Annotated in this window: 19 protein-coding genes; 9 read left to right on the top strand and 10 right to left on the bottom strand. The window is 66.4% G+C overall.

Annotated elements, in window-relative coordinates; translation table 11 throughout:
- Window positions 1–10 precede the first annotated feature (10 nt).
- Together ychF and JF52_RS17395 are read right to left on the bottom strand one after the other, a co-directional pair.
- On the bottom strand, window positions 11–1084 hold the full coding sequence (gene ychF, locus JF52_RS0101970) for a redox-regulated ATPase YchF (protein WP_033104828.1): 1074 nt from the start codon (window positions 1082–1084) through the stop codon (window positions 11–13).
- Between the two features lie 110 nt (window positions 1085–1194).
- On the bottom strand, window positions 1195–1353 hold the full coding sequence (locus JF52_RS17395; protein ID WP_160175017.1) for a hypothetical protein: 159 nt from the start codon (window positions 1351–1353) through the stop codon (window positions 1195–1197).
- Window positions 1354–1412: 59 nt separating this feature from the next.
- On the opposite strand from JF52_RS17395, the gene JF52_RS0101975 reads away from it, so the two are divergent.
- The 3 genes from JF52_RS0101975 (at window position 1413) to rmuC (ending at window position 3891) form a co-directional block, all read left to right on the top strand.
- Window positions 1413–2006 (top strand): 3'-5' exonuclease, encoded by a 594-nt coding sequence (locus JF52_RS0101975; RefSeq protein WP_033104829.1) that lies wholly within the window; start codon window positions 1413–1415, stop codon window positions 2004–2006.
- A 71-nt stretch (window positions 2007–2077) separates the two neighbouring features.
- A complete protein-coding gene (locus JF52_RS0101980; protein ID WP_033104830.1) occupies window positions 2078–2485 on the top strand; it encodes an ankyrin repeat domain-containing protein in 408 nt (135 codons plus the stop codon).
- A gap of 77 nt (window positions 2486–2562) precedes the next feature.
- Window positions 2563–3891, top strand: coding sequence for a DNA recombination protein RmuC (gene rmuC / locus JF52_RS0101985; RefSeq protein WP_033104831.1), 1329 nt, complete (start codon window positions 2563–2565; stop codon window positions 3889–3891).
- On the opposite strand, the gene JF52_RS0101990 is transcribed toward rmuC, so the two are convergent.
- On the bottom strand, window positions 3888–4178 hold the full coding sequence (locus JF52_RS0101990; protein WP_033104832.1) for a hypothetical protein: 291 nt from the start codon (window positions 4176–4178) through the stop codon (window positions 3888–3890). The two genes, rmuC and JF52_RS0101990, sit on opposite strands and share 4 nt — an antisense overlap.
- Before the next feature lie 232 nt (window positions 4179–4410).
- Here JF52_RS0101990 and JF52_RS0101995 point away from each other — a divergent pair, with 232 nt between their 5' ends.
- A complete protein-coding gene (locus JF52_RS0101995; RefSeq protein WP_018023038.1) occupies window positions 4411–5313 on the top strand; it encodes an IS982 family transposase in 903 nt (300 codons plus the stop codon).
- 20 nt (window positions 5314–5333) lie between these two features.
- Here the strand turns inward: JF52_RS0101995 and glpX are convergent, their stop codons facing one another.
- On the bottom strand, window positions 5334–6320 hold the full coding sequence (gene glpX, locus JF52_RS0102000; RefSeq protein ID WP_033104833.1) for a class II fructose-bisphosphatase: 987 nt from the start codon (window positions 6318–6320) through the stop codon (window positions 5334–5336).
- A 185-nt stretch (window positions 6321–6505) separates the two neighbouring features.
- On the opposite strand from glpX, the gene fbaA reads away from it, so the two are divergent.
- Together fbaA and JF52_RS0102010 are read left to right on the top strand one after the other, a co-directional pair.
- A complete protein-coding gene (fbaA, locus tag JF52_RS0102005) occupies window positions 6506–7534 on the top strand; it encodes a class II fructose-bisphosphate aldolase (protein WP_033104834.1) in 1029 nt (342 codons plus the stop codon).
- Between the two features lie 141 nt (window positions 7535–7675).
- Window positions 7676–7864 carry a DUF1918 domain-containing protein gene (locus JF52_RS0102010; protein ID WP_308195130.1) on the top strand — a complete coding sequence of 63 codons (189 nt, stop codon included), beginning with the start codon at window positions 7676–7678 and terminating at the stop codon, window positions 7862–7864.
- 31 nt (window positions 7865–7895) lie between these two features.
- On the opposite strand, the gene JF52_RS0102015 is transcribed toward JF52_RS0102010, so the two are convergent.
- From JF52_RS0102015 to JF52_RS0102025, 3 genes are all read right to left on the bottom strand, one after another.
- On the bottom strand, window positions 7896–8384 hold the full coding sequence (locus JF52_RS0102015) for a COG4315 family predicted lipoprotein (RefSeq protein ID WP_033104835.1): 489 nt from the start codon (window positions 8382–8384) through the stop codon (window positions 7896–7898).
- Between the two features lie 66 nt (window positions 8385–8450).
- Window positions 8451–9140, bottom strand: a complete 690-nt coding sequence (locus JF52_RS0102020) for a hypothetical protein (RefSeq protein ID WP_033104836.1) — start codon at window positions 9138–9140, stop codon at window positions 8451–8453.
- Window positions 9137–9643 carry a sigma-70 family RNA polymerase sigma factor gene (locus JF52_RS0102025; RefSeq protein ID WP_052166684.1) on the bottom strand — a complete coding sequence of 169 codons (507 nt, stop codon included), beginning with the start codon at window positions 9641–9643 and terminating at the stop codon, window positions 9137–9139. Before JF52_RS0102025 ends, JF52_RS0102020 begins: the two co-directional genes overlap by 4 nt.
- A 98-nt stretch (window positions 9644–9741) precedes the next feature.
- Between JF52_RS0102025 and JF52_RS0102030 the strand changes: the two genes are divergently transcribed.
- Window positions 9742–10215: a DUF2231 domain-containing protein gene (locus tag JF52_RS0102030; protein ID WP_033104838.1), complete on the top strand. Its 474-nt coding sequence runs from the start codon at window positions 9742–9744 to the stop codon at window positions 10213–10215.
- Window positions 10216–10256: 41 nt separating this feature from the next.
- On the opposite strand, the gene JF52_RS0102035 is transcribed toward JF52_RS0102030, so the two are convergent.
- The 3 genes from JF52_RS0102035 to JF52_RS0102050 form a co-directional block, all read right to left on the bottom strand.
- A protein-coding gene (locus tag JF52_RS0102035) for an IS3 family transposase (protein WP_235272308.1) occupies window positions 10257–11707 on the bottom strand; the annotation gives its coding sequence in 2 pieces (ribosomal slippage) (window positions 10257–11332 and window positions 11332–11707; 1452 coding nt in all).
- A 166-nt stretch (window positions 11708–11873) separates the two neighbouring features.
- On the bottom strand, window positions 11874–12929 hold the full coding sequence (locus JF52_RS0102045; RefSeq protein ID WP_152594796.1) for a TM2 domain-containing protein: 1056 nt from the start codon (window positions 12927–12929) through the stop codon (window positions 11874–11876).
- A 43-nt stretch (window positions 12930–12972) separates the two neighbouring features.
- The gene (locus JF52_RS0102050; RefSeq protein ID WP_033104840.1) at window positions 12973–13446 is read right to left on the bottom strand and encodes a hypothetical protein; all 474 of its coding nucleotides are present in this window, start codon (window positions 13444–13446) and stop codon (window positions 12973–12975) included.
- Window positions 13447–13637: 191 nt separating this feature from the next.
- On the opposite strand from JF52_RS0102050, the gene JF52_RS0102055 reads away from it, so the two are divergent.
- Together JF52_RS0102055 and JF52_RS0102060 are read left to right on the top strand one after the other, a co-directional pair.
- Window positions 13638–15689: a hypothetical protein gene (locus tag JF52_RS0102055; RefSeq protein ID WP_033104841.1), complete on the top strand. Its 2052-nt coding sequence runs from the start codon at window positions 13638–13640 to the stop codon at window positions 15687–15689.
- Window positions 15689–17482 carry a class I SAM-dependent DNA methyltransferase gene (locus JF52_RS0102060; protein ID WP_033104842.1) on the top strand — a complete coding sequence of 598 codons (1794 nt, stop codon included), beginning with the start codon at window positions 15689–15691 and terminating at the stop codon, window positions 17480–17482. Before JF52_RS0102055 ends, JF52_RS0102060 begins: the two co-directional genes overlap by 1 nt.
- Window positions 17483–17491: the final 9 nt, after the last annotated feature.

Here is a 17491-nt window from a genome sequence, read left to right on the forward strand (position 1 = left end):
GTCATTAACGTTAGACGTTAAACCGGAACTCCACCACGTCGCCATCCTGCATGACGTAGTCCTTGCCCTCGAGGCGGGCCTTGCCCTTCGCGCGGGCCTCGGCGACCGATCCGGTCGCGACGAGATCGTCGAACGAGATGACCTCCGCCTTGATGAAGCCCTTCTCGAAGTCGGTGTGGATGACACCGGCGGCCTGCGGCGCCTTCGACCCCTTGGGGATCGTCCAGGCACGAGCCTCCTTGGGACCGGCAGTGAGGTACGTCTGCAGGCCCAACGTGTCGAAGCCGATGCGGGCGAGCTGGTCGAGGCCCGACTCGTCCTGACCTGTCGACGCGAGCAGCTCGGCCGCATCCTCCGGGTCGAGGTCGATGAGCTCCGACTCGATCTTCGCGTCGAGGAAGATCGCCTTGGCCGGTGCGACAAGCGCTTCGAGTTCGGCCTTGCGCCCAGCATCCGTCAGCACGGCCTCGTCGACGTTGAACACGAAGATGACCGGCTTCGAGGTGAGCAGACCGAGTTCCTTGATCGGGGCGAGGTCGATACCGCTCACCGAGAGCAGGATGCCGCGTTCCAGAGCATCCTTCGCAGCGTTCGCCGCCTCGAGCACCGAGGGATCGGCCTTCTTGCCACGCACTTCCTTCTCGAACCGCGGAATCGCCTTCTCAACGGTCTGCAGATCGGCGAGCATGAGCTCGGCGTTGATCGTCTCGAGATCGTCCTTGGGGTTGATCGCACCCTCGACATGAACGACGTCGTCGTCGTCGAATCCGCGCACGACCTGGGCGATGGCATCCGCCTCACGGATGTTCGCGAGGAACTGGTTGCCCAGTCCCTCTCCCTCGCTCGCACCGCGCACGATGCCGGCGATGTCGACGAATGACACGGCCGCCGGGAGGATGCGCTCGCTGCCGAAGATCTCGGAGAGCACGTTCAACCGCGCGTCGGGAAGATTCACCACACCGACGTTGGGCTCGATCGTCGCGAACGGGTAGTTCGCCGCGAGCACGTCGTTCTTGGTGAGTGCATTGAAAAGAGTCGACTTGCCGACGTTGGGCAAGCCCACGATCCCGATAGTTAGAGCCACGGGATACGAGTCTACCCGGCGAGGATGCCGTGGTCCTGCGGAAACTCAACCGTGGAGTCCCGCCCGGGCGAGGAGTCAGGCGCGGACAGCGCGACGCAGCTGCATCCTGTTCATCGCGCGCTTCCACTCCCACCGACGTCGGCGATCCGGAGCGATCCGTGGGGCAGATTCTCGAGCATCCACGCCACGGCGTCGAAGGGATAGTCCGGCCGCGCCGCCTCGTAATCGGCTGCCGCAGCGCCGAAGGAAGTTGCCCGCGCATCGCTCATGTGGCCAGCCTACGGCGAGTCTGCGACATCACGCACGGCACCGGAGAGAAGGTGGTGAGGTGCCCCTGGACTTCACCGCAATCGACTTCGAGACGGCGAATTCCAGCCCCGCCTCGGCATGCTCCGTCGGACTCGTCCGCGTACGCGACGGCGAGGTGGTCGCCACCGCCGGCTGGCTGATCCGTCCGCCGGAAGGACACGACGAGTTCCAGGACTGGAACATCAAGATCCACGGCATCCACCCTCACCAGGTCCGCACGGCCGCGACCTGGGAAGACCAGTTCGACCGGCTCTGCGCTTTCGCAGGAGACGACGTGCTCGTCGCACACAATGCCGGCTTCGACACGAAGGTGCTGCGCACCGCGTCAGAGGTGACCGGCCTCCAGTGCCCGCCGTATCGCTCGCTGTGCAGCCTCCAGGTCGCGCGCAAGGTCTACGACCTCGACTCGTATCGCCTGCCTGTGGCGGCCGCTGCCGCAGGGTTCGCCGACTTCTCCCACCACGACGCGCTGGCGGATGCGCGGGCCTGTGCCCAGATCGTCATCGACGCCGCTGCACGGACCGCTGCCGCTGACGTCGACGAGCTCGCTCTGGCGCTGAGCCTGCGGCTTGCGGAGCATCCGGTGCGCGTGCTGGAGCGGGCTGTCGCTTGATCTCGGCGGTGGGCAACTCCCGCGGTGCGCACCTTCCGCAGTGGGCACCTTCCGCAGTGCACAATGAGTGCATGACGAATCCCACCGGCGACTCCCCCGTCAGCCTCGAGGTCATCGAGGGCACCTTCGATCTCGCGCGTCAGGGCCGTACCGGTCCGCTCGGCGAGATGATCGACGCCGGCGTGCCGATCGACGTGCGCAATCCGCGCGGCGACACCGTGCTGATCGTCGCGACCTATGCCGAGCAGGAGCACACCGTCGCCGATCTCGTGCGACGCGGGGCGGATCTCAACGCGCTGAACGCAGCGGGGCAGACGGCGATCTCCTGCGCGGTGTTCCGCAAGAACGAGACGCTGCTGCGCATGCTTCTCGATGCGGGCGCCGACCCGGATGCCGGACCCCTGTCGGCCATCGCGATCACCGAGCAGTTCGCGCTGCCCGAGATGCGCACGATCCTCGACGAGTACGCGGGCCGTTGAGTCTCCGGCCGGTCCTCTCGAATCGTTGAGCGGAGCGGCATCCGGCCGATGTCGGTGGCCGGGTGCACGCTGGAGCCATGGATGCTCCGCTGATCGCTCTCATCGCCGTCACCGCGCTCGCGGTCGGCCTCGTCGTGGGCTGGTTCTCTCGAGCGGCGCGCGATGCCGCCGCGCACACCCGCAGCGCGACGGAACTCGCCCGCACTCAGGCCGAGCTCGCCGCCGCCCGCGATGATCGCGACCGGCAGTACGACATGTACCGGGATGCTGTGGAGCATGCCCGCGTCGAGCAGCGTGCCGAAGCGCAGCGGGTGCAGCAGCAGAACGCCGTGCTGACCGCGCTGGCGCCGGTGCGCGATTCGCTGCAGCAGATGCAGAACAAGGTGGCGTCCCTCGAGCAGGAGCGGCATGCGCAGTTCGGCTCTCTCGCAGAGCAGTTGCGCAGGGCTCAGGAGTCCGACGAGGCGCTGCGCGCGACCACCGAATCGCTCGCGGGCGCACTCCGTTCGACATCGACCCGCGGCGTGTGGGGCGAGACCCAGTTGCGACGAGTGGTCGAGGCCGCCGGTCTCACCCGGCATGTCGACTTCGACCTGCAGTCCACGATCTCGTCCGATCGCGGTCAGGGTCGCCCCGACATGGTCATCCGCCTGGCCGGGGGCACTTCGATCGCCGTGGATGCGAAGGTGCCTCTCGACGCCTATCTCGAGGCGAGCGCGTTGAGTGGCGACGCTCAGGAGACTCAGCGCCGCCAGTTCATGCAGAAGCATGTCAAGGCCGTCCGCGCGCACATCGACGCCCTCGCGAAGAAGGCCTACTGGTCGGGGCTCGACGCGAGTCCCGAGTTCGTGATCTGCTTCCTGCCGAGCGAGTCGCTGCTCGCATCGGCGATCGACGAAGATCCGACGCTGCTCGACTACGCCTTCGGCAGGCGCGTCGCGCTCGCCTCGCCGGTGAATCTCTGGGCCGTGCTGAAGACCGTCGCATTCACCTGGACGCAGCAGGAGGTCTCGACCGAGGCGCGCACACTTCTCAACCTCGGAACGCAGCTCTTCGACCGTCTCGGTGTCCTCGCCGGGCATGCCGACGACATGAGGCGGGCGCTGGAGCGCACGGTGGAGAGCTATAACCGCTTCGCCGGCTCGCTCGAGACCCGCGTGCTGGTCACCGCTCGTCAGTTCCCTGGGATCGACGCTTCGGCGCTGGACGCTGTTCCACAGACGATCACGACCTCACCACGCCGATTCACCGCGCCGGAGCTGGTCGAGGATGCGCGGCGAGTCGAGAACTCCGAACCGGTCGAGGATGAGGAGCCGGCCCAGCGGGCAGTGCTGTTCGAAAGCGTGCAACTGGAGGGAATCCAGGCCGACCTCGACGCCGTGCGGCGCCGTATGGACGAAGGTTAGGCGCTGCCGGGAACCCAGCTGAGCAGGGCGATCACGAGACCGGAGCTCACGACGAAGGCACCGATCATCCACCACGAGCTGAGCTCGTGCCCCTCGGGCCGGCGCACGCGGAACAGCACATCCGCGCGGCGCGCGGGATCGACGTTCGGCGGAGCGACTGTCGCGGCTGCTGCGGCTGCGACACGAGCGGCCTCGTCCTCCGGAGTGATCCGAAGAATACGGCCCGTGTTCGTGGTGACCATAGCCGTCGCTCGTGACTTCGCGTCCCGCGTCTGCTCCGTGGTCATCTCACCCTCCTGGATGCCGTCGTGAACTGTGACGGCGACGAACCCAGGGCCTATTGTGCCAGCAAAGCCTGAATAAGACCGGACGCAGCGCGACGCCGGCATACCGGGTCGGTAACGATCAGGGCCGCGAAGATCGCGGAATCGGGCCCTCGATCCCTAGATGAGTGAGTCCGATTGGCTGTGAACGGCGTGGAGGCTGTTAATCGTTGGCAGAGGGTGTTAAGCCCAATGTGTGAATACCGACCTCAACACCCTCCTGATCACACTTTACGTCCATCTCGATGACCGGATCCTGCCCGCGATCGGCTTCACCCGGGACCACCACCCCGGTCGCAAGCCCGCGTTGAACGATGTCGAGCTGCTGTGTCTACTCGTCGCGCAGCACCTGCTCGGGATCTCCTCTGACCGGAAATGGATCCGATACGCCCGCACCCACTTGAAGAGCATGTTTCCGGCGCTGCCTGGCCAGTCCGGGTGGGGCAAGCGCGTCCGCCAATCCACCGGGCTGCTGTCCGCGGTGATCACGGAGCTTGCCCGCGATACCCCGTCATGGAACGAAGTCACCCGGCTGATCGATTCCACCCCACTGCCGTGTGGGAAGTCCCGCGAGACGGTGAAACGCTCCGACCTTGCCGGTGACGCCGGCTACGGGTACTGTGCCTCACATTCCCGGTTCTTCTGGGGCTTCCGCCTCTACCTGGTCTGCACACCGGACGGGATGCCCGTGGTCTGGGGACTCGCGAATCCGAAGATCGGTGAACGCGAAGCCGCGGCAGCGATGCTCGACCACGACCGCCACCTCATCCAGCCTGGACAAGTCATCATCGGCGACAAAGGCTTCGCCGGGCGCGAGTTCGAAACCTTCATCACCGAGGACCTCGGCGCACACCTGATCCGTCCCGATCGCAAGGACGAGAAACCGAGGTTCGGGAAACTCGGCGGGATCCGACAATGGGTCGAGTCCGTGTTCGACACGCTCAAAGGCCAACTCACCCTCGAAGACCACGGCGGACGCACCATCGCTGGTGTTTACTCCCGCGTCGCCGCACGGCTCCTCGCCCTCGCAGCCGGAATCTGGCACAACTGGCTCATCGGAGCACCCGTCAAACGCTCACTCATCGCCTACGACCACTAAACCCAATCGGACTCACTCATCTAGAGCCACTTGGAGACGAGGTGCTCCGACGCGATGCGGCGAAGAGTTCCGGAGGCACCGCGCAACACCACCGATTCGGTGTACACGTAGTTGCCCTCGCGGCGCACACCGGCAACCAGCTGCCCGTCGGTGACCCCTGTCGCGACGAAGATCGTGTTGTCGCCCTTGACCAGGTCATCGGCCTCGTAGACGCGGTCCATCTCGAGTCCTGCATCGATGCCGCGCTGACGCTCATCGTCGTCACGCGGCCACAGCCGCCCCTGGATGTGGCCACCGAGAGCCTTGATCGCACAGGCGGTGACGATGCCTTCCGGGCTGCCGCCGACGCCGACGCACATGTCAGTGCGGGCACCGTGACGCGCGGCGTTGATGCCGCCGGCGACATCGCCGTCACTCATCAGGCGCGTGCCTGCACCGGCCGCACGGATCTCTTCGATGAGCTTCTCGTGCCGCGGTCGGTTCAGCACCGAGACGACGAGCTCGTCCACGGGCTTGCCCAGGGCCTTCGAGAGCAGGCGGATGTTCTCGCCGATGGGCAGTCGGATGTCGACGACGCCGACACCTGCGGGGCCGGTGACGAGCTTGTCCATGTAGAAGACACTCGACGCATCGAGCATCGTGCCGCGATCGGAGACCGCGATGACGGAGAGTGCGTTCTGTCGGCCCGCCGCCGTGAGCGAGGTGCCGTCGATCGGGTCGACGGCGATGTCGCACTCCGGACCTCGACCGGCGCCGACCTCTTCGCCGTTGAACAGCATCGGCGCGTTGTCCTTCTCGCCCTCGCCGATGACGACCCGGCCCTGGAAGTTCACGGTGCCGAGGAAGGCGCGCATCGCGTCGACCGCAGCACCGTCCGCAGCCTCCTTGTCGCCACGGCCGATGAACGGCACAGCCCGGATGGATGCCGCCTCGGTCGCACGCACCAGTTCCAGCGCGAGGTTTCGATCGGGACGCAAGGGGCTCATATCGGCCGTCAGACTCACCATGTGGTCAGCCTAACCAGCGGACTGCACGGAACTGCAGGTGTTTCGCGCGAATTCACACGAAGGAATCGAACTTCTTAACCCTGGCGAAGAGCCTGGTCTCTGAGAGGGGGCAGCAGGCCACGGCATCCGCTCGTCGCCAGCGATAGAGTTGGGGCTGTCCCGGCTCATCTATCGCAGGAGTTTTCATGCCCGTCGCCACTCCGGACCAGTACGCAGAAATGCTCGACCGTGCGAAGGCCGGTGGGTTCGCGTATCCCGCGTTCAACGTCTCCAGCTCGCAGACCATCAACTCCGTCCTCCAGGGGCTGACCGAGGCCGGCTCCGACGGCATCATCCAGGTCACCACCGGTGGTGCCGACTACTTCGCCGGCCACACGGTGAAGGCTCGTGCCACCGGCGCTCTCGCGTTCGCGCGCTACGCCACCGAGGTCGCCAAGAACTATCCGGTCACTGTCGCCCTGCACACCGACCACTGCCCGAAGGATGCCCTTGCCGGCTTCGTCGAGCCGCTGATCGCCGCCTCTGAAGAAGAAGTCAAGGCGGGTCGGAGCCCAATCTTCCAGTCGCACATGTGGGACGGCTCGGCTGTTCCCCTCGCGGAGAACATCGAGATCGCGAAGGACCTGCTCCCCCGCATGAAGGCGATCAACGCGATCCTCGAGGTCGAGATCGGCGTCGTCGGCGGCGAGGAAGACGGCGTGCAGCACGAAGGTTCGAACGAGGCTCTCTACACGACCTTCGCGGATGTCGATCAGGCCGTGCAGGCGCTCGGCATGGGCGAGCAGGGCCGCTACATCGCCGCCCTCACCTTCGGCAACGTCCACGGCGTGTACAAGCCGGGCGGCGTGAAGCTGCGCCCCGAACTGCTGGGCGAGATCCAGCAGCAGGTTGCCGCGAAGTACAACACCGGCGCGAAGCCGCTCGACCTCGTCTTCCACGGAGGCTCCGGCTCGACCGACGAGGAGATCGCCCTCGCAGTCGCCAACGGCGTCATCAAGATGAACATCGACACCGACACGCAGTACGCCTACACGCGTGCGATCGCCGACTACATGTTCAAGAACTACGACGGCGTCCTGAAGGTCGACGGCGAGGTCGGAAACAAGAAGCTCTACGATCCCCGCGCATGGGGCAAGGTCGCCGAGTCGGCGATGGCCGCTCGCGTAGTCGGCTCGACCCGCCAGCTCGGCTCGTACGGCCAGTCCAAGAGCTGACCTGCAGATCGTGTGGAAGATGCCCCGGCCCGGTTTCGGGTCGGGGCATTCTCATTGCCGGCAGGCCCGCCCGCAGGGGGCCTTGCCACCGGTGGCGAGAAGGAGCATCGTTGAAGCATCCGATCCACGAGGAGGGGTGTCATGGCGATGCAGGCGAAACCCGGTGACCGGTTGATCGTCGAAGGGCGCACCGATACGGCTCACAGGCGCGAAGGGGAGATCCTCGAGGTCCATGGCGAGGACGGATCCCCGCCCTTTATGGTGCGGTGGGACGATGGGCACGAGGGCACGGTCTATCCCGGACCCGATGCCCACGTCGTGGATCGTTGAGGCCCGTTCGCTGAGTGGAAGCGCGCTTGGCTCACTGCGCCATGCGCTCGCCCGCCGGTGACAGCACCCACCACACGTCGTTGACTCCCTGGCCTGCGACATCTCCCGCAGCCGAATCACCTGCGAAGTAGTACAAAGGCCATCCGTTGAGCGTGACCTGGGTGGCACCGTCGACGCCGGTGATCGTACCGAGTTCGCCGGTCACCCCATCACCTGCCACCGGGTCGCCGTCTGTGGTCACCGCCGGCCAGTTCGTCGCGCACTGCCCCTCACAGGTGCTCTCCCCTGCACCTTGCGTGTCGCTGTCGAACATGTAGACGGTCATCCCCTCGGCGTCGACCACGATCTCACCGAGCTCGTGGTCGGCGACCATGAGCTGAGCGCCCTCGGCGGTCATGCCGTATCCGTCGCCCGGGTCCGATGGCGGGGCCGCCGGGTCGGACGTGCCGCCTGCGCAGCCAGACAAAGCCAGCGTGAGCAGAGCGGCCATCGCAGCGGCCCTGCCGATCTTCCTGAACATGGATCGTCCCTTCCTCTGCGATCGCAACTGCGGTCACCGGGGAAACGACGCCGGCGCCAGAAGGGTTCAACCAGACACTTCGACGCGCATGAGCACTTGCTCAGAACCGACGGCACGGATCTCCAGAGTCTGGATCCCTCCGAGATCCAATGCCGTGCCCGCGCTGAGCTGAGCCGTCGTCCCTGGACGTGCACGCCAACTGGAAACGGCCTCCTCAGCGCCGTCGCTGCCGATCACATACAGCGCGTACGGCCAGCCGGCATCTCCTCCGCCTGAGCCGCCGTAGACGCACTCCAAATCGATGCGCGTACCCCAACCGACCTCGGTGAGCTCAGCGGTCGCCTCGAGCGGGATCTCCGAGGTGGCCTGCATCGTGACGACCGTGGTCTTCTCGGGTACCGGCGCAAGCGGCAAGGTCACGGCGAGCACGACCGCGACGACGGCTGCGGCCGCGGCTACCGCGCCCGTCCACCAACGCCTGCGGAGGCGGAGAATCCGATCCGCGGACGCGATCCGGGCGAGCTCGTCCCGCCGCGACGGATCCGGTCCCGCAGGAGTGTCAGAGAGGAGGGACTCCGCATTTCTGCGCTCGACGCGTCCGAGCAGACCGATCACCGGTGCGAGTTCGGCGACCCCACGGCCGCACATCTTGCAGTCGACAAGATGCTCTTCGAAGAGGCGCCGGTCCGCCGAGTTCAGTGCGCCCATCACGTACGCCCCATCCCAGTTGGCGAAACGGGCGTGATCCGCGCTCATCGCGTCACCCCCTTCTCCTGCAGCGCGAGTCGCAGCGACCGGATGCCGTAGTGCAGGCGTGACTTCACCGTTCCCTCCGGAACGTCGAGTTCTGCCGCGATCTCGGCGACCGTGCACCGGCCGAAATACGCGCGCACGATGACCTCTCGGTGATCATGCGTCAGTGTGGCCAGCGCATCCTCGATGAGGATCGCCTCGAACAGCGCGTCAGTGGCGTCATCCACCACGCGCTCAGGCGCGTCCGGAGCAGGGAACTCATGGCGTTTGCGCGCACTTCGCACGTCGTCGATCACGAGGTGCCGCGCCACAGTGAACATCCACGACCGCGTCGTCGACGTCTCCTGTTCGAGGATGCGCGGGCTGCGCCAGGCGCGCAGCAGCGTCTCCTGAACGATGTCGTCGGCTCCGCTGCGATCGCCCGTGAGGTGCACCACGTAACGCCACACCGGCCCCGCATGCGCGTCGTAAAGCGCGGTGAGCCGTTCGGCCTCATCGAGTGCCATCTGTTGCACCTCCCTCAGACAACACGTGGTGGAGGGTGGGAAGGTTCAGTGAACCGGATCCCGGCCCCTGTCGTTCTCCCAGTATGAACTCGTTGCGCATGGCCGAAGCCCTTGAGATCGGCGGTCTTCCCCTGCACCCGCTCATCGTCCACCTGGTCGTGGTCCTGACACCCCTCACTGCGCTCGCGCTGGTGCTAAGCGTGTTCTGGCCCGCTGCACGACGACGGCTCGGCATCGTCACGCCGCTCGCCGCAATCGTCGTGCTGATCCTCGTGCCGATCACCGTCGCCGCCGGTGAGAGCCTGAAGGAGGTGGTGGGCCCACTACCCGCCGTCGAGCGTCATGAATCGTTCGGACGGATGCTGCTGCCCTGGGCGATCGCCCTCTTCGTGGTGGCCGCAGCCCACTGGGCCTGGTATCGGTTCGGCCGCCGGGGAGTCATAGAGACGCGGCCCTCGCTGGCTCGTGTCATCACTGTCGTGCTCGGCGTTCTCGCGACGGGCGTGAGCGTCGGAGTGACCGTCATGATCGTGCTGATCGGTGAGTCGGGCGCCCAGGCGGTGTGGGGGTGAACAGCACCGGAATTTGTCAAGGCGAGTGAGGCCGGTGGGTGTTAGGCGGCGAGTTGGATCTCGTCGGTTGGTGGCTGGTTGATCCACGCGGCCGGGTCTCGGTCGAGGATCTTCGGTCGCGTCTGTCGCGTCGTGAACCGTTCGGGGTGGGCGCGGCGGGCGGCCTCGAGTGTGGCGTCTCGGTCGCGGTCGATGGCGTCGGCGTGCCCGTAGTGCACGTCGGCGGGCGTGTGCATGCCGATGCCGGTGTGCCGGTGGTGGTGGTTGTAGGCGTGCACGAATTCGTCCAGGAACTGCCGTGCGTGGGCGAGGGAGACGAACCGGTCGGGGAAGACGGGCAGGTACTTCATCGTCTTGAACAGCGCTTCGGAGTAGGGGTTGTCATTGGACACGTGCGGTCGGGAGCGGGACGCGGTCACGCCGAGATCGGCGAGCAGGGTGCGGACGGTCTTCGACGTCATCGAGGGGCCGCCGTCGGAGTGCACGACCTCGGGGGTGCCGTGGATCCCGAACGCGTCGGTCATCATCTCCTTGGCGAGTAGGCCGTCCTCGCAGGCGTGCACGATGGCGCCGACGATGTAGCGGGAGAAGATGTCGATCATCACGTACGCGTCGTAGTACGTGCCTTTGACAGGGCCGGCGAGTTTCGTGATGTCCCAGGTATAGACCTGCCCGACGGCGGTCGCGATCAGCTCCGGCACCTTCCGCGGCGGATGGGTCGCGAGCCGGCGCCGCTCCCGTACCTGCGTGTGCTCGCGCAGCACCCGATACATGGTCGAGACCGAGCCCACGTATTCGCCGCGCTCGAGCAGGATGGGATAGATCTGCAACGGCGGCTTGTCGACGAACTCGTCACTGTTGAGCGTGGACAGCACCAGCGACCGCTCGACGCTCGAGAGCTTGTTCGCTGGGGCAGGACGAGCCGACGGCGGCTCGGGGTCCGGTCGGCGTGCGCGGGAGGCGGCGCGGGTCGCGGTCGCACGCGCCACGCCGGTCAGGGCTGCCGCCTGCCGGGTCGGCACGACACCAATCACGGCAACAACGTGGGTGTTCATGAGCGCTTCCCGCGCCGCGGGTCGGTGTCCGCGCTCTCGGAGATCTGCCCCAAGAGCGCGTGCGCTTTTCCCATGATCTCCAACGCCGTCCGCGTCATCGACAACTCCACCTCGGCCTTCCGCAGTTGCGCCTTCAACCGGGCGTTCTCGGCCTGCGCGGCGCTGGGACGACCGACCGCTTCGCCGGGGTTCTTGCCCTCCAGCAGACCCGCGTCGCGCTGCTTGCGCCACTCCGAGATCAGCGACGAGTACAGGCCATGTCGGCGCAGGTATCCCGCGCCCTCACCCGTCTCGCACGCGACCTCGTACTCGGACAGGTACTGCAACTTCTGGCCCGGCGAGAACGAACGCCGACGCGTCGGCCCGTCCGGGATCGAGGGTGCGCTCACGACTCCATCATCGGCCGCGACGACCGCGACCGGGGAACTCAAACTCATCAGATTGGTGATCCTTCAACTCGCCCCACGAGGCGGACTTGCTATAAACCGGTGGACTCACTCAACCCTGACACGTAGGGCACGAGGATGCCCCGCCCAGATAGGGCGAGGCATCCTCTGCTTCTGCGTCCCCACGCAGTCGCGTCCCCAGCGCGAGATCTCATAGTCAGCCGACGGCGAGGCTCCAGTTGCCGTCCGCCCGTATCGTGACCACGGAAGGACCGCTCGAAAGCGGCACGGTGCCGCTATAGGTGCCGATCTCGTTGACCAGCAGTCCGAGGTTGAACACGTCCGAGTTCTCCTGCATCACGACGAAGTTGCTCGATCCGGTGTGCGCGGCGGTGAGCGACGCTGCATCGCCGTCGTAGACGAACACCGCGTCGCCCACGCCTTCGGCCGCAAGCGCGGGAGCCGAGCCCATCGGCCGAATATCGAAGGTCCAATCACCGTCCGCGGTCACCTGCAGCTTCACTGCATCGCCGAGGGCGGAGATGCCCCATGCCGTCGTGCCGCTGTATGCACCGATCGTGTTGACGAGCAGTTCACCGGTCGATCCGTTGTTCGCATCGAGCACGCTGACGGCGAAGTTGCTCGACCCGTTGTGCGTGGCGACCACGACGCCTCCGGTCGCACCGGCCGGAAGGTCGATGATGGTGTCGCCTGCACCGGACTGCTGGATCGGCGCGAACTCGCCCCAGGTGCTGTTCGCCCAGGATGCGCTCTCGGCCGGCTCTTCGACGGCGGGTGTCGCCTCAGCGGCAGCATCCTCAGGCGCGCCGTCCACGAGTTCTTCGGCGACGTCCGCGGTCTTCTCGAGTCCGTCGACCACCCCGGCTCGCGAGGTGCCACCGCCGGATGCCTCTCCGGACGCACCGTTGACCGCGCCGGAGATGCCGCCCACGAGCACGAGCGCGCCGGTGACGATCCAGGCGATGAGCTTGGTCTTGTCGTAGCCGTCGAGTCGATGACCAGCCTTGTCGCGCATCGCACCCGCGAGGATCAGGATCAGGTCGACCAGGTACCAGATGCCGAGCCCGCCGAAGGTGAACAGCTTGAGCAGTCCGGTGCCGACCTTGCCGAGATAGAAGCGATCGACGCCGAAGATGCCGACCAGCAGCGAGAGCAGCCAGGTGACGAGGAACGACTTGCCGTCGTCTGACGCATCGGCCGCGGCCGGGACGGGAGGCGCCATGTACGGCGCAGGAGGGGGTGAAACGGACATGATGAGATTCCTTTCGAAGACGGTGGTGTTGGTGGTGTGAAAGTCAGTTCTTGGTGTCGATCTCGATGAGGATGCTGAGCCCGTCATCCGGGTGGTACGTCCAAGAGGCGACGTAACCGTCCCAGCTCCCCTCCTGGCGACCGTCCATGGCCCGAGTCGTACCTATGCGGGACAGGATGGTCTCGCTCATGCCGAGTTCGTTGAGAATGCAGGCGACGTCCTCGTATTCGGCTCCCGGGGTCTCTTCGCCGGCCGTGCTCATCTCCAGGGCTGTGCCGTCGTCGAGGAGCAGCACATATGTTCCGCTCGCACCGCACTCGTCAATGGCGATCGTGAACGGTGAACCGGCCGAGATCTGTGGGAGCTCTGGCACGACGATCGGCAGCAGGACGATGCCGATCGTCAACGTCGCACCGACCGCGGCTCCGATCGTGCCGGCGACGAGATCGCGTCCTCGAATTGCTCCAGGAGGATGCGCGGAAAGAGGCAGCTGGTCTGCTGAACTGGGAATCGACATGCTGTCTCTCCATTCGTGGAACCGGCGTGAAACGGTGGACGAGTGCGTCCCCTCCACTCGCCCACCGTGGCGACGCGTGGTCGCCAGAAGTGACGTTAGAGACTTCTGCGAGATCAGGCGATCGATGCTCTGATAAGACGGGTTATCAGCACTTTCATCGGAATGTCGTGACTCGTCGCTAGAGTCGCCTCATGACCACTGCACGTCCCTCTGACCGACGCCGGCCTGCTGATGCGGCCACCACGTCTGATGCGGCGACCCTGCTCATTTCGCTTTCCGAAGTCGCCGCACTGGCGAGGGTGCAGCGGCCGGTGGTCTCCATGTGGCGCACCCGCTTCAGCAGCGGCACGATGCCATTCCCGCAACCGAGGATCTCGTCGAACGGGCGCGACCGTTTCAGTGCTCTTGAGGTGGCGCAGTGGCTGTGCGACACCAATCACGGCAACAACCCGGATGCTGTCGCCGACGCCGCGGCGTTCGCGTTGGTCGACTCGCTGGCACTGACGGAGACGCAGCACGCCGATGCTCTCGGCGCTCTGCTCGCCCTGCGCGCTTTTGACGGCCGGCCGCTGCTCGACGGGGATCTGATCGCGCGCGCCGACGAGGCTGATCCCGACGACGAGATTCTCGCCCGCGAGATCGCGAGCGTCGATGCCTCCTGGGCGGCGTTCGCCGATCAGATGGCAGATGCCGCGTACTCCACGCTCGGCGCATGGGAACGGCTGCACGAACGTCGACCGGCATCGGGTCGTGATGGTTCGGCCGGGGCGCTCTCCGCGCAGGGCGGTGAGTTGATCACCGGCCTGTCGCGTGCGCTCCTCGACGACGACCGGCCCATGATCGCCGACGCACCGGGTGCCCTTTCCGCTCACGACACAGTCGCCACAGTGATCGCGTCGTTCGGCGAGAGCACCGAGGTCGAGGTGCACGTTCCCGCGGGTGACGCGGGGCGTAGCATTCGGCGCGAACTTCTCGTTCGCGGGCTGTACCCGTTGCTCTCGCAGCGGCCACCCGGCGGGGCTGCACCGGCTGTGCATCTTGCGCGGCTACGCGGCTGGAATCCGGAAGCGGAGCTCGCACAGTTGGAAGAACTCGTGGTCGAGTTGGGCGATGCTCAGCGAGCGATCGTGATCGGACCCGACACGCTGCTCACCGAACCGATCTTCGGCACGTCCGAGGCCTCCCGCGACGCGGTGCTCCGCTCGGGGCGCGTGCGCGGCATCCTGCGCCTTCCACAGGGCATGGTGGTGACCGCTCCTCGCCAGGCGATGGCGATCTGGCTCATCGGCGGTCCGCAGGGCGGCACGCCCCTCGCCGACCGGTTCACGTTGACCGGCGATCTTCGCGGGATCGAGTTGAACGACGGTCGCACACGCGATGTAATCAGTGACGTGGTCACGTCACTCGGCACACGCCGAGATGTGCTCGCTCACGCGTTCCGCTTCCTGCGGTTCGTGCGCACCTCGTCGCTGCTCGCGGGCAACACGCCGCTGGTTGCGACAAGCGCGCTCCCCCGGCTGGGCGCCAACGGACCGGCGCCTGCCGACCTGCCAGTGCTGCTGGATGAGGCTACTGCCCGTCTTGAGATCGGCCTCCGGCTGAGCACCACGACGACGGCTGCTGCACCGGCATCCGTTTCACTGGGAGATGCGATCGATGCGGGTGACGTCCGAGCGCTGAGCGGCGCGCGCCTGAGTGCCGAAGACTCCACCGGGGCCGACGGATTCGACATCATCGGCCGCGACGAAGTGCAGAGGGTCGCACGGGTACGTCGCCAGATCGACCGGCTGCGCCTCGCCGCGAATTATCCACGCGCAGAGATCACGCGTCCAGGCGACGTCGTGTTCCTCGCCGGCGCCAGCCCGCGCGCGCTGGTCGACGGCGATGGTGCGAGTGTGGTCGAGTATCCGGCACGCATCCTGCGACTCGCCTCACACGCGTTCGTTCCCGAGATCGTAGCCGCCGACATCAACGCTCAGGGGGGCTCGTCGCCCTGGCAGCGCTGGATGCTGCGCCGCGTCGAGCCCTCCCAGCACGATGCCACGCGCGACGCGCTGCATCGTGTCAGCGCACTGCGCACCGATGCCGATCGGCGTGCGGCAGAACTCGCAGCGCTCGAGAGCCTCGTGATCGACGCCCTCGCAGCGGGCGTCGTGACCGCAGAGCCCGTCCCCCATGACCCGTCCGACGCGACGTCGGAGCCTGACACCACACTTGACAGCAACACCGAAGGGACCAGCTGATGGCCGCACGCACGAAGGTCGACACCGCACCGTCGACGATGAAAGAGCTCAAGGACACGCTCTGGAAGGCCGCCGACAAGTTGAGGGGGTCGATGGATGCCTCACAGTACAAAGACGTCATCCTCGGGCTGGTGTTCCTGAAGTACGTCTCGGATGCATTCGACGAGCGCCGCGGCCAGATCCGCTCAGAGCTCGCGGCAGACGACTACGACGAGGAGCAGATCGCCGAACTCATCGACGACACCGATGAGTACACCGGCCGTGGCGTGTTCTGGGTGCCGGCGAATGCACGCTGGTCGTACCTGGCGGAGAACGCGAAGGGACTCGGCCCGTCGATAGGCGAGGCGGAGAAGTCGGTCGGTCTGCTTGTCGATGAGGCGATGGATGCTGTCATGCAGGCGAATCCGCAGCTCAACGGCACGCTCCCCCGTATCTTCAACCGCGACAGCGTCGACCAGCGCAGGCTGGGCGAGCTCGTCGACTTGTTCAACTCGGCACGATTCACAGGCCAGGGCAAGGGCGGTGCCGACGGACGCCGTGCGCGCGACCTGCTGGGCGAGGTGTACGAGTACTTCCTCGAGAAGTTCGCGGCGGCCGAGGGTAAGCGCGGCGGAGAGTTCTACACGCCGGCCAGTGTCGTGCGGGTGCTCGTCGAGCTTCTGCAGCCGACGAAGGGGCGCGTGTACGACCCGGCGTGCGGCTCGGGCGGCATGTTCGTGCAGGCCGAGAAGTTCATCGACGCGCACCACGGTGAGGGCTCGGACATCTCGGTGTACGGGCAGGAGCTCAACGAGCGCACCTGGCGGATGGCGAAGATGAATCTCGCGATCCACGGCCTGAACGGCAACCTCGGTGCGCGCTGGCAGGACACGTTCGCGCGCGATCTGCATCCCGACGTCGAGTTCGACTACGTCATGGCGAACCCGCCGTTCAATATCAAGGACTGGGCGCGTGATGAGTCCGACCCGCGTTGGCGCTACGGCGTGCCGCCGGCGGGCAACGCGAACTATGCGTGGATCCAGCACATCCTCTCCAAGCTCGCCCCGGGAGGCACCGCCGGCGTCGTGATGGCGAACGGGTCGATGTCGTCGAACTCAGGCGGTGAGGGCGCGATCCGCGCCGAGATCGTGGAAGCGGATCTCGTCTCGTGCATGGTGGCACTGCCGACGCAGCTGTTCCGCTCGACCGGCATTCCGGTGTGCGTGTGGTTCTTCGCGAAGGATAAAGGAGCGCTCCTTGAGCCTGTCGAAGGGTCGCGTGGCGGCTCGATCGACCGCACCGGCCAGGTGCTCTTCATCGACGCTCGCAACCTCGGCCATATGGTCGACCGTGCCGAGCGCGCGCTGTCGGATGAGGACATCGCAAAGATCGCCCACACCTACCACGCCTGGCGCGGCATACCTTCCCCTGCGCGGACGCCGAATGACTCCGCGCCGGACGCCCCCACGCCGGAAGCCTCCACGCGGGAAGCCTCCACGCGGGAAGCCTCCACGCGGGTCGTTGAGCGAGCCGAAGGCGAGACGAAACGCGCTGAGCGAGCGGAGCGAGACGAAGCGTCATTCGAGCCCTACGAGAATATCCCCGGCTTCGCTTACTCCGCCACCCTCGCCGAGATCAAAGCCGCCGACTACGCCCTGACGCCAGGCCGCTACGTCGGCGCCGCCGAGGTCGAGGACGACGGCGAGCCGATCGAGCAGAAGCTCGCGCGGCTGAAGGGCGAGTTGTTCTCGCAGTTCGAGGAGTCCGAGCGGTTGGCTGCGGTTGTTCGTGAGCAGTTGGGGCGGGTCTCGTGAGAATGATTC

The sequence above is a fragment of the Microbacterium profundi genome (genome assembly GCF_000763375.1).
Taxonomy (GTDB): domain Bacteria; phylum Actinomycetota; class Actinomycetes; order Actinomycetales; family Microbacteriaceae; genus Microbacterium; species Microbacterium profundi.

What these genes read in the sequence shown, in the direction of transcription:
- JF52_RS17395 (WP_160175017.1), bottom strand. Translation starts at nt 1,353, where the DNA reads ATGAGCGATGCGCGGGCAACTTCCTTCGGCGCTGCGGCAGCCGATTAC.
- JF52_RS0101980 (WP_033104830.1), top strand. Translation starts at nt 2,078, where the DNA reads ATGACGAATCCCACCGGCGACTCCCCCGTCAGCCTCGAGGTCATCGAG.
- rmuC (WP_033104831.1), top strand. Translation starts at nt 2,563, where the DNA reads ATGGATGCTCCGCTGATCGCTCTCATCGCCGTCACCGCGCTCGCGGTC.
- JF52_RS0101990 (WP_033104832.1), bottom strand. Translation starts at nt 4,178, where the DNA reads ATGACCACGGAGCAGACGCGGGACGCGAAGTCACGAGCGACGGCTATG.
- glpX (WP_033104833.1), bottom strand. Translation starts at nt 6,320, where the DNA reads ATGGTGAGTCTGACGGCCGATATGAGCCCCTTGCGTCCCGATCGAAAC.
- fbaA (WP_033104834.1), top strand. Translation starts at nt 6,506, where the DNA reads ATGCCCGTCGCCACTCCGGACCAGTACGCAGAAATGCTCGACCGTGCG.
- JF52_RS0102010 (WP_308195130.1), top strand. Translation starts at nt 7,676, where the DNA reads ATGGCGATGCAGGCGAAACCCGGTGACCGGTTGATCGTCGAAGGGCGC.
- JF52_RS0102015 (WP_033104835.1), bottom strand. Translation starts at nt 8,384, where the DNA reads ATGTTCAGGAAGATCGGCAGGGCCGCTGCGATGGCCGCTCTGCTCACG.
- JF52_RS0102020 (WP_033104836.1), bottom strand. Translation starts at nt 9,140, where the DNA reads ATGAGCGCGGATCACGCCCGTTTCGCCAACTGGGATGGGGCGTACGTG.
- JF52_RS0102025 (WP_052166684.1), bottom strand. Translation starts at nt 9,643, where the DNA reads ATGGCACTCGATGAGGCCGAACGGCTCACCGCGCTTTACGACGCGCAT.
- JF52_RS0102030 (WP_033104838.1), top strand. Translation starts at nt 9,742, where the DNA reads ATGGCCGAAGCCCTTGAGATCGGCGGTCTTCCCCTGCACCCGCTCATC.
- JF52_RS0102045 (WP_152594796.1), bottom strand. Translation starts at nt 12,929, where the DNA reads ATGTCCGTTTCACCCCCTCCTGCGCCGTACATGGCGCCTCCCGTCCCG.
- JF52_RS0102050 (WP_033104840.1), bottom strand. Translation starts at nt 13,446, where the DNA reads ATGTCGATTCCCAGTTCAGCAGACCAGCTGCCTCTTTCCGCGCATCCT.
- JF52_RS0102055 (WP_033104841.1), top strand. Translation starts at nt 13,638, where the DNA reads ATGACCACTGCACGTCCCTCTGACCGACGCCGGCCTGCTGATGCGGCC.
- JF52_RS0102060 (WP_033104842.1), top strand. Translation starts at nt 15,689, where the DNA reads ATGGCCGCACGCACGAAGGTCGACACCGCACCGTCGACGATGAAAGAG.